The 11,400-nt window shown below is 72.9% G+C and carries 6 protein-coding genes; 5 read left to right on the top strand and 1 reads right to left on the bottom strand.

Translation table 11 applies throughout. The features are described from left to right. Nucleotides 1-131: 131 nt before the first annotated feature. The gene (locus VP06_RS39130; protein WP_082167762.1) at nt 132-506 is read right to left on the bottom strand and encodes a transposase; all 375 of its coding nucleotides are present in this window, start codon (nt 504-506) and stop codon (nt 132-134) included. On the opposite strand from VP06_RS39130, the gene VP06_RS39125 reads away from it, so the two are divergent. The 5 genes from VP06_RS39125 to VP06_RS32615 form a co-directional block, all read left to right on the top strand. Then, nucleotides 405-899, top strand: coding sequence for a transposase (locus VP06_RS39125; RefSeq protein ID WP_425350981.1), 495 nt, complete (start codon nt 405-407; stop codon nt 897-899). The two genes, VP06_RS39130 and VP06_RS39125, sit on opposite strands and share 102 nt — an antisense overlap. Nucleotides 900-1,156: 257 nt before the next feature. Continuing rightward, a complete protein-coding gene (locus VP06_RS32630; protein ID WP_197093344.1) occupies nt 1,157-1,396 on the top strand; it encodes an MbtH family protein in 240 nt (79 codons plus the stop codon). Beyond that, nucleotides 1,393-2,211: a thioesterase II family protein gene (locus tag VP06_RS32625; RefSeq protein WP_063928484.1), complete on the top strand. Its 819-nt coding sequence runs from the start codon at nt 1,393-1,395 to the stop codon at nt 2,209-2,211. The genes VP06_RS32630 and VP06_RS32625 overlap by 4 nt, the downstream gene beginning before the upstream one ends. 46 nt (nt 2,212-2,257) lie before the next feature. Then, entirely contained in the window at nt 2,258-3,226 is a 969-nt protein-coding gene (locus VP06_RS32620) for a TauD/TfdA family dioxygenase (protein WP_082167761.1), read from the top strand. 115 nt (nt 3,227-3,341) lie between these two features. Then, a partial coding sequence (locus tag VP06_RS32615) for a non-ribosomal peptide synthetase (protein ID WP_048467980.1) occupies nt 3,342-11,400 on the top strand: 8,059 nt, incomplete at its 3' end.

The following is an 11,400-nucleotide window of genomic DNA, read 5'->3' as shown; positions in this document are numbered from 1 at the left end:
CGCGAATTTGCCCCGGTTACGACGAAGCGTTGGCCTGCCAACGCAAGTCTGCTTAGCAGTCTGTCGGGTTAAGGGGTGATGAGTGTTTTGGGTTGCTCCTGGCAACCTGTGCCGGTGGGCGCGGTGTCCGGTCATGCGGGGCAGAGCCTGGCCATCCGCTTGGCGTTGCAGGCGAGCGCCACCAAGGTCCATTCGGCTTCGACCGCCGCCAGCCCGCGCATCAGGAACTGGCGGAAGCCCATTGCCGCCTTGACGATGCCGAACACCGGCTCGACGGTCTGCTTGCGCTGCCGGTACAGGGCTTTGGCCGGTTCGGTGTTCATCGTGGCCTGCACGGCTTGGGGCGGGTGATCGCCGAGATCGACGCACAGGTGGAGGGCGACCTCGGCCCTTTCCGGGAAGCGGTGAAGCGGCTGACGACCATCCCGGGCATCAGTGACCTCACCGCGCAGGTATTTCTCTCCGAGATCGGCCCCGACATGAACCGCTTCCCGACCGCCGGCCACCTGATCTCCCGGGCCAGGCTGTGCCCGAGGAGCGACAAGAGTGCGGGCAAGCGCCCCTCGACGCGGCTGCGCAAGGCGCGCCCTGGCTCAAGACGGCCCTGGTCCAGGCAGCCCGGGCAGGGTTCGCAAGAAGGCGAGCCACCTCAAGGCGCCGTTCCAGCGTCTGCGCAGTCGGCGCGGTCCCAAGAAGGCGATCTGCGCCCTGGCCGCCTCGATGCTCACTGCAATCGACCACATGCTCAAGACCGGCACGGCTTCCATCGATTCCGGGCCCGATCACGGCCGCAAGGCTGCACCGACCACCCACGCCAGGGCGCTCGTGAGGCAGATCGAGCGCCTCGGATGCGTCTGCGAAATCAAGCCTGGAGAGCCAGATTCTATTGTGACGCCTAAAATGCCGTGAGCACCTCCTTGGCCTCATCGGACAGCCAAGCGCACCGGCACACTGTGCCGTCCCACAAAAAAAATGGCGTCGCACCTGAATTTCCGACGCCGCCGTTCGTCATCCCGGTGCAACCAAGCCGACGCGGTCACGACAGTGACCACGAGGCGTCGTCGCTTCTCTCGCCTGCGGTGCATCAGCGCCGGGGCGGAGAGCGGGTCGCTCTCGAACAGGCTTCGACCGGGAATGAAGAACAGGAGGCGATGCCGTGATCTTCGACCGCGATGACATCACCTTCCTCGTGGTGATCAATCACGAGGAGCAGTACTCGATCTGGCCGGAATTCAAGGAGATCCCGGCGGGCTGGCGCGCCGTCGGCAAGTCCGGCTTCAAGAAGGAGTGCCTCGCCTACATCGACGAGGTGTGGACCGACATGCGCCCCTTGAGTCTCCGCCGGCACATGGACGGGAACGCGGAGGCGCAGGCCGGCGGAGCGGACGCGGCGTGACCCCGTCCGCCCCACCGGTCCGCCTGTTCTGCATCCCCTATTCGGGGGCGAGCGCGGCGATCTACGCGCGCTGGTCCTTCCTCGTGCCCGATGCGATCGCGATCCACCCGGTGGAACTGCCGGGCCGCGGCACCCGTGCGGACGAGCCGTTCGCCGTCGACCCGCATCACCTCGCCGAAGCCCTGGCCAAGGAACTTGCCGACCTGCATCGCCTCGCGGACCCGGCAGTGCCCTACGCGCTGTTCGGGCACAGCCTCGGGGCGCTCGTCGCCTACGAACTCGCTCATGCCCTGATCCGGCGCGGGGCGGCCCCGCCCCGGCTGCTCGTCGCCTCGGGCACGAGCGCGCCAGCGATGCGCGACGACCGCGCCTGGCGCCGGCCGCGCTCCGATACCGAGCTGATCGCCGATCTGCGCGCCATGGGCGGCACTCCGGAGGAGGTGATCGCGAGTCCTGAACTGATGGAGATGGTCCTGCCGGTCCTGCGTGCCGATTTCCTGATGTGCGGCGCCTATGCGTTCCGTCCGCGCCCGCCCCTGCCCTGCCCGATCCGGGTCCTGGGCGGCGAGCAGGACGACGTGCCGGGCGAGGCGCTGGAGGGCTGGCGGCGCGAGACCGCCACCGGGTTCGGCCTCAGCCTGTTCCCCGGGGGCCACTTCTTCATTCAGGCGCACCAGGGCGCGGTGCTCGACCGGATAAGCCGCGACCTGATCGCTTGCGACCTGGCAGGTCACATCCTGCCTGAGGCCCATCCGGACGGCCCCTGCGGGCGGAAGCCCGGCATCGTCCAAGCTGCCGCCTGCGCGGCCTCCTGATCCCAGGGCCTCCCGATCTTCAAGACCGACGGAGCTTCGAGCCAGCATGACCGCGTTCCATGTCCGCCCCCTCCTCGAGGGCACCACCCTGCCGATGCTGTTCGAGGCAGCCGGCGAGGGCCTCGCCCTCGGGGCGAGCCTGCCGGCGATGCGCGAGGCCGTGGAGCGGCACCTGCGCACGGGCGGCGGCGTGCTGTTTCGCGGCTTCTCCCTCGACGATGCCGACGCATTCCGCGCCTTCGCGGCGGATTTCGGCCACCCGCTCCTCACCTACGAGTTCGGCTCGACCCCGCGCAGCCAGGTGACGTCGGGCGTCTACACCTCGACCGAGTACCCGCCGCACCAGCACATTCCGCTCCACAACGAGCAGGCCTATACCCGCGACTGGCCGATGAAGATCTGGTTCTACTGCATGCAGGCTGCGCCCGAGGGCGGCGAGACCCCGATCGCCGACAGCCGCGCCGTCTTCGCCGCCATGCCGGAGGCGATCCGGCGCCGCTTCATCGACAAGGGCCTGATGTACGTCCGCAACTTCGGCAACGGGCTCGACGTGCCCTGGCAACAGGTCTTCGGCACAAAGGACCGGGCGGAGGTCGAGGCTTACTGCGCGAAGCACGCCATCGCCTGCGAGTGGAAGGAGGACGGCGAGCTGCGCACCCGCCAGGTCTGCCAGGGCGCCGCCCGCCACCCGGTCACCGGGGAATGGGTGTGGTTCAACCAGGCCCACCTGTTCCACGTCTCCAACCTGGAGCCGGAGGTCCGCGAGAGCCTGCTCGACATCGTCGAGGACGAGGCCGACCTGCCGCGCAACGTGCTCTACGGCGACGGCACGCCGATCGACGACGCGGCCCTCGACGCCGTCCGGGGCGTGCTGGAGCGCCACAGGATCAGCTTCCCGTGGCAGGCCGGCGACGTGATGATGCTCGACAACATGCTCACAGCCCATGGCCGAGCGCCCTTCAAGGGCCCGCGCAAGGTCATCGTCGCCATGGCCGAGGCGCAGAGCGCGCAGTGACGCGCCGTGCGGGCCTCCGCCGGCCCGCCTCCACGGATGCCGAAAGAATGCGCCGGGTCGCCGGCGCAGGAACGCGCGCCGCACGGGCGGCGTCAGGATCGGACTTCAGACGCAGATGCGCAACGACACCCTGGTCGACCGGCTGCGCCGGCACGCCGCCCTCCGGCCCGAGACACCGGCCGTGCGCTTCCTCGCGGGGGACGCGCTCGTCGCCGACCTGACCTACGCCGCCCTCGACGCACGCATCCGCGCCGTCGCCGCCCATCTTCAGGCGCAGGCGGCGCCGGGCGAGCGGGCGGTGCTGCTGCTGCCGAGCGGCATCGATTACGTCGTGGCGTTCTACGCCTGCCTCTATGCCGGGCTGGTCGCGGTGCCGGCCTATCCGCCGGAGGGCGGCGGGGCGCGACACGCGGACAGGCTCGGCGGCATCCTGGCGGATGCCGAGCCGCGCCTCGTCCTGACGAGCGAGGTCCTGCGCGGCACGGTGGCCGCCGCCCTCCCGCCGGACCGGCAGCCCCTCCTCCTCGCGGTCGACGCGGTCCCGGACGAGGCGGCGGCGGAGTGGCGCGAGACCTCGCCGGCCCCCGATTCCCTCGCCTTCCTGCAATACACCTCCGGCTCGACCTCGCGGCCGAAGGGCGTTCGCGTCACCCACGCCAACCTCGAGGCGAACGAGACCGCGATCACCGCGAGCTTCCGGATGAGCCGCGAGGATGTGTTCGTGAGCTGGCTGCCGCTCTACCACGACATGGGGTTGATCGGCGGGCTCATGCAGCCGCTCCATCTCGGCATCCCGACGGTGCTGATGGCGCCCCGCAGCTTCATCGAGCGCCCCCGGCGCTGGCTCGACGCGGTCGCGCGCTTCGGCGGCACGGTGAGCGGCGGGCCGGACTTTGCCTACGCGCTCTGCGCCGAGCGGATCGGCGCGGAGGCCGCGGCGGAGATCGACCTCCGTCGCTGGCGCCTCGCCTTCAGCGGCGCCGAGTTCGTGCGGCCCGCGACGCTGGAGCGCTTCGCCCGGCGCTTTGCCGCATCCGGCTTCGCGCCGGCGGCGTTCCTGCCCTGCTACGGGCTCGCCGAGGCGACGCTGCTCGTGACCGCGAGCGTGCCCGGGGCGGGCGCCACGACCGGCCGCTTCGAGCCCGGCGCCCTCGCCCTCGGCCGGGCGGTCCCGGCCGAGGGCGAGGGCGAGGACAAGGGAGCCTGGGCGCGCCATGTCGGCGTCGGGCACGCGGTCCGCGACCACGCGGTGCGGATCATGCGCGCCGACGGCGCCGGGCCGGCCGAGGCCGGGACCCTCGGCGAGATCTGGGTCTGCGGCCCCAGCGTCGCCGACGGCTACTGGCGCAACCCGGAAGCGACCGCGGCCGCCTTCGTCCGTGAGGGCGACGAGCGCTGGCTGCGCACCGGCGACCTCGGCTTCGTCCGCGACGGAGCCCTCACGGTGACCGGGCGCATCAAGGACATGCTGATCGTGCGGGGCGAGAACCTGTTTCCGCAGGACATCGAGCAGGCCGTCGAGGCCGCGGTGGAGGCGGTGCGCCCGGGCCGGGTCGCCGCCTTCCCGGTCGAGATCGACGGCCGCGAGGGGATCGGCGTCGCCGCCGAGTTCGCCCGGGGCGTCGCCCGGCTCGTGCCGGCCAAGGCCCTGCACGACGCGGTCGCGGGGGCGATCGCCCGGCTCTGCGGCGAGGCGCCGGCGGTCGTGGTGCTTCTCAATCCCCGCGGCATGCCGCTGACCACGAGCGGCAAGCTCCAGCGCTCGGCCTGCGCGGCGCTCTGGGACCGGGAGGGCGGCCTCGACAGCCTCGCGGTCTTCGTCGCCGGGGAGGCTCGTGGCAGCGCCCCGCCCCTCTCCGGCGAGGGTCCCCTGTCGGCGACCGAAGCCCTCGTCGCCGAAATCTGGCGGGACGTGCTCGGCGGCGCATTGCCTGTCGGCACCGACGACTTCTTCCTGCGCGGCGGCAACTCGATCGCCGCCGGCCAGGCCGCCGCGATCCTGCGCGAGCGGCACGGGATCGAAGTCGAGCCCGGCGCGTTCTTCGCGCATCCGACGCTCCGGGCCTTCGCGGCCCATCTCGACGCCCGGCGACCGGCGGCCCGGCCGATGATCCCGCCGATTGTCCCGGCGGCGCGCGGGGCGGCCTCGCCCCTGTCGCACGCTCAGAGCCGGCTCTGGTTCCTCTGGCAGCTCGATCCGGCGAGCACCGCCTACACGGTGGCGGCGTCGATCCGCCTCTCCGGCCCCCTCGATGCGGACAAGCTCCTGTGGGCGCTCGCCGCGGTGGCAGGCCGGCACGAGTCGTTGCGCACCACCTTCGAGGCCCGGGAGGACGGGGCGGTCCAGATCGTCCATCCGACCATGCCGGTCCCGGTCCGCCGCGAGGATCTCAGCCGCGTCGAGCCCGGGCGGCGCGAGGCGGCCCGCGATGGCCTGGTCCGGGACGCGCTCGACGCTCCCTTCGACCTGACGCAGGGACCGCTGGTGCGCGCCTGCCTGGTCCGGCTCGGGGAGACGAGCCACGACCTCGTCCTGACCGCCCATCACATCGTCGTCGACGGCGCCTCGATGGAGGTGCTCCTCAGCGAACTGGCGCAGCTCTACCGCGGATTGGAGCCGGCGCCGCTTCCGGTCCAGTACGCCGACTACGCGGCCTGGCAGCGGGCCTGGCTCGCCTCCGGCGAGGGCGAGCGTCAACTGGCGTATTGGCGCGCCGCGCTCGGGGCCGACCAGCCCGTGCTGGCGCTGCCGCACGACCGGCCCCGCGCGGCCGCGCAGAGCCACCGCGGCGACAGCGTCGGGCTCACGATCGAGCCGGCCCTGGCCGAGCGGCTGCGGGCGCTGGCGGCACGCGAGCGCGCGAGCATCGCCATGGTGCTGTTCACCGCCTACGGGCTCCTGCTGCACCGCCATTCCGGCCAGGACGACATCCGCATCGGCGTACCGACCGCCAACCGGCGGCTGCGGGCGATCGAAGGGCTGATCGGGTTCTTCGTCAACACCCTGGTCCTGCGCGCGACCTTCGACCCGCGCGACAGCTTCGCCGCCCTCGTCGGCCGCACCCGCGAGACGCTCGCGGCCGCCCTGGCGCACCAGGACCTGCCGTTCGAGCGCCTGGTCGAGGTCCTTCAGCCCGAGCGCAGCCTGGCGCACAACCCGCTGTTCCAGGCGAAGTTCAACTCCATGGCCGAACTGCGGGGCTTCGAGGCTGTCGCCGGGCTCGACGCCACGGTCGAGATCATCGATCTCGCGGGCTCGCATTTCGACCTCGCCCTCGACGTCGTCGACGGCCCGCGCGGCATGCGGGCGACGTTCAACTATGCCACCGACCTGTTCGACCGGGACACGATCGATCGCCTCGCCGCCGGGTTCGGCGACCTGCTGCGCCAGGTGGCGGAGGCTCCGGAGCGGATCCTGTCCGGCCTCGCTCTGGGTGCCGGCCAAGCCCTGCCGGTCGAGGCCGCGGCCTATCCGGACCCGACAGTCCCGGCGCTGTTTCGCCGGGCCGTCGCACGCGACCCCGACGCGATCGCGGTGACGGACGGAGCCGGAGACCTCTCCTACGCCGTGCTCGACGCGCGCTCGGACCGCCTCGCGAGCGCGCTGCGGGCGCGGGGCCTTCGCCCTGAGACGCCGGTCGCACTCCTGGCCGAACGCTCGGTCGCCTTCGTCGTCGGCGTCCTCGCCGCGATGAAGGCCGGGCTCGCCGCCGTCCCGCTCGATCCGGCCTGGCCGGAAGCGCGCCTGCGGGCGCTCCTCGACGGCGCGGGCATCGACCTCGTCTTGTCGGCCGGCGAGGCGCTGGGGCTCGCCGGGCGCACGAACCGGGACCTGATCGATCTCGACCGCGAGCCGCCGGACACCGACGCGGCACTGCCGCCGCTCCACCCGGACCAGATCGCCTACGTGATCTACACCTCCGGCTCGACCGGACGGCCGAAGGGCGTCGCGGTCCCGCACGGAGCGCTTGCCAACTACGTCCAGGCGGTCCTCTCCCGTCTCGCTCCTGACGGTGCGTCGCCCGCGGGCGGGTCGCTGGCTGGATGCTCGATGGCGATGGTCTCGACCGTCGCGGCCGATCTCGGCCACACGGTGCTGTTCGGGGCGCTGGCGAGCGGCGCGCACCTGCACCTCGTCCCCCGCGACGACGCCTTCGACGCCGAGCGCTTCGCCGCGCGGATGCGCGGGGCGGAGGTCGACATCCTCAAGATCGTGCCGAGCCACCTGAGCGGGCTGCTCCAGGCGGAAAGCTCCGGCGCCGTGCTGCCGCGGCGGGTCCTGGTGCTCGGCGGCGAGGCCCTCGATCCCGCCCTGGTCGCCGAGATCCGGCGGCTGCGGCCCGGCCTGCGGATCGTCAACCATTACGGCCCGACCGAGACCGCCGTCGGCGCCCTGACCCAGGAAATCGGGCAAGAGGTCGGGCAAGAGGTTGGGCAAGAGGTCGGCCCGGAGAACAAGGCGCCGCCGATCGGCCGCCCGCTCGCGAACCTGTCCGCCCATATTCTCGACGGCGCCCTGTCACCGGTCGCCACCGGGGTCACGGGCGAGCTGTTCATCGGCGGCGTCGGCCTCGCCCGCGGCTATCGCGGCGCTCCGGGGCTGACCGCCGAGCGCTTCGTGCCCGATCCGTCCGGGCCGCCCGGCGCCCGGCTCTACCGGACCGGGGACCGCGTGCGCGCCGACCGCGACGGGCGGGCGCATTTCCTCGGCCGCGCCGACGACCAGATCAAGCTGCGCGGCTACCGCATCGAGCCCGGCGAGATCGCCCGCGCGCTCCTGGCGCGGGACGACGTGCGCGAGGCGGTGGTCCTGGCCCAGCCCGTCCCCCCGGACGGGGCGCGGCGCCAGCTCGTCGCCTACGTCACAGCGGCGCCGGAGCGGCGGCCGGACGGCAGCGCCGTGAAGGCGGACCTCGCCGGGATCCTGCCCGAGGTGATGGTGCCGGCCCATATCGTCGTGGTCGAGCGGCTTCCCCTGACCCCGAACGGCAAGATCGACCGCAACGCCCTGCCGGTCCCGGTTGCGACCGCCGCGGCGCGGAGCGAGGCGCCGGAGGGCCCGGTCGAGCAGGCGATGGCGGAGGTGTGGGCCCAGGTCCTGCGCCGCGAGAGCGTCGGCGTCACCGACAACTTCTTCGAGCTCGGCGGCGACTCGATCCTGAGCCTCCAGGTGATCGCGCGCCTGCGCAAGCGCGGCATCAAGCTGACGCCGAAGCAGATCTTCGACCGGCAGACCATCCGCAGCCTCGCCGCCGTCGCCGGGACGATACCGGTCAAGGGAGCACCCGCTGCCGCGGGCCCTGCGGCGGAGGCGCCCGCCGGGGCGATCCCGCTGCTGCCGATCCAGGACCGGTTCTTCGCCGACGTGACGGAGGAGCGCCACCACTGGAACCAGGCCCTGCTGCTGATCCCCCGCGACCGGCTCGATCCCGAGGTGCTGCACCGCGCGCTGCGGGCCGTCGTCGCCCGGCACGAGGCCCTGCGGCTGCGCTTCGTCGAGGGACCGTCCGGCTGGAGCGCTGCGCGGGGGCCGGACGAGGCCGGGCCCGACCTCCTGCGCACGGACTCGGCCGCCGGCGCGGAGGCGCTCACCGCCCTCTGCACCGATGTCCAGACCGGGCTCGACCCCGCCGCCGGCCGGCTGATCCGGGCGCTGCTGGTCGCGTATCCGGACGGAGGCCAGCGCCTGCTGATCGCGATCCACCACCTCGCCGTCGATGGCGTGTCCTGGCGCATCCTGCTCGACGACCTCGCCACCGCTTATGCGCAGGCCGAAAGGGACGAGGTGATCGCCCTCGGGACTCCGACCGACGGCATCGCCGCCTGGGCCGCGGCGCTGCATGCGCGGACGGCGGGTGGCGGGCTCGATGCGGAGCTGCCGTTCTGGCTCGGTCAGGGAGATGGAGAGGCCGCTCCGACCGGCCGCGGGCAAGAAGCACCCGGGTGGGCGCAAAAGGCACCGGGGTGCCTGGGGGAATCCGACACCCTCCACACCCGCCTGCCCGCCGGCCTGACCGCCCGCCTCCTCGCCGAGGCACCGGCCACCTACCGCACGCAGGTCAACGACCTGCTGCTCGCCGCCCTCCTGCGGGCCCTCGGCCGTTGGTCGGGCCGGGACTCGGCGCTGATCGAGCTCGAAGGCCACGGCCGGGAGGACATCGTCCCGGGCATCGACCTGTCGCGCACGGTCGGCTGGTTCACCACCGCCTTCCCGCTGCGCCTCGACGGCGCCGGCCTCGGGACGCGCGACCTGATCCGCTCCGTCAAGGAGCGCCTGCGCGCCGTGCCGAACCGCGGCCTCGGCTACGGCTGGCTCGCCCGCTTCGGCACCGCGGCACAGCGGGACGCGCTGGCCGGTCTCCCGGCGCCGGATATCGTCTTCAACTATCTCGGCCAGTTCGAGGACAGCCTCGGGGCCGGGGCACCCTTCGCCCGGGCGCCCGAGGATCCCGGGCCGTCGCGCTCCGCGAAAGCACCACTGACGCGCCCGCTCTCTATCGACGGCGAGGTGCGGGACGGCTGCCTGCACCTGTCCTGGCGCTACGGGCGCCGGCAGCACGACCGCGCCGCGATCGAGGCCCTGGCGGCGTCCTACGCGGAGGCGCTGGAGGAGGTCGTCGCCCACTGCACCGGCGCTGCCGCCGCGCTGACGCCCTCCGACGTCCCGGTCTCCGGGCTTGACCAGGCCAGCCTCGACGCGCTGCTCACCGCCGCCGCCCTCGATCCGCGCACGATCGAGGACATCTACCCGCTCTCGCCGGCGCAGCAGGGCATCCTGTTCCACGCCCTCGCCGACGAGGCCAGCCGCGGCACCTACGTCAACCAGATCGCCGTGACGGTGACCGGCCTTGATCCGGCGCGTCTCGACACCGCCTGGGCGGCAGCGACGCGCCGGCATGCCGTCCTGCGCACCAGCATCCACTGGCGCGGCATCGACGGGCCCGGCCTCCAGGTCGTCCACCGCGATGGCCCGTTCGCCGTCCTTCGCGAGGACGGGCCCGGCATCGATCCCGTCGCGGCCGAGCGTGCCGAGCGCGAGGCGGGCTTCGCCCTCGATACCGTCCCGCTCCAGCGCGTCCGCCTCATCCGCCTCGACGACGCGCCCGGCGGCCGGTCGCGCCACCGGCTGATCTGGACCAGCCACCACATCCTGATGGACGGCTGGTCCTCGGCACGACTCCTCGCCGAAGTGCTCGGCGGGGTCTCCGAGCCTGCCCCCGGCCGCTACCGCGACTTCATCGCCTGGCTCGGCACCCGCGATCTCGCCGCCGCCGAGGCATTCTGGCGCCAACAGCTTGCTGCCCTCGATGAGCCGACCCTGCTCGCCGAGGCGTTCGGCCGGCGTAACCCGGAGGACGGAGTCGGCACGGTTCGGACCGCTCTCGCGGGCGATGCCCTCGCGCGGCTGCGCGCCTTCGCGGGAGCTGAGCGCGTCACCCTCAACACCCTGGTCCAGGGCGCCGTCGCGCTGCTGCTCACCCGCCTCACCGGGCAGGCTTCCGTCGCCTTCGGCGTCACGGTCGCGGGCCGCCCGGCCGAGCTGGCAAGCGCCGAGACGACCTTAGGCCTGTTCATCAACACCCTGCCGGTCGTCGAGCGGGCGGCACCCGAGGCGCCGGTCGGCCCCTGGCTGCGGTCGCTGCAAGACCGCAACCTCGCCTTGCGCGAGCACGAGCACACTCCCCTCGGCGCGATCCAGCGCTGGGCCGGCCGGCCGGGACAGCCACTGTTCGACGTGCTGCTGGTATTCGAGAACTACCCGGTCGATGCCGTCCTGTCGGGAGCGGCTTTCAGCGATCTGAGCCACCTGAATCTCACCAATTATCCGCTGACGCTTTCGATCTTTGCGACTGCCGAGCGGTTGGAGATCCGGATCGATCACGACCGCGCCAGCTTCTCGGACGCGCAGGCCGCGCAACTCGCCGGCCTGCTGGCGGGCCTCGTCGGAGCGCTCGCCGAGGATGCCGAGAGCCGCCTCGGCGCGATCCCGATGCCGGCCGACGGCGTGGCGGATGCGCTGTCGGCGCCCGCCCCCACGGCGGGAACCGAGACGGTGACGGCGGCCTTCGCCAGGCAGGTGCGGGAACGGCCCGACGCCGACGCCCTGCGCTGGGGCGACACCCGCCTGAGCTATGCCGACCTCGACGCACGCGCGACCCATCTCGCGCGGCACC

This window comes from Methylobacterium aquaticum, from assembly GCF_001043915.1.
In the GTDB taxonomy this organism is placed as follows: domain Bacteria; phylum Pseudomonadota; class Alphaproteobacteria; order Rhizobiales; family Beijerinckiaceae; genus Methylobacterium; species Methylobacterium aquaticum.
This window is presented reverse-complemented; position numbering and strand designations above follow the sequence as displayed.

What these genes read in the sequence shown, in the direction of transcription:
- VP06_RS32620 (WP_082167761.1), top strand. Translation starts at nt 2,258, where the DNA reads ATGACCGCGTTCCATGTCCGCCCCCTCCTCGAGGGCACCACCCTGCCG.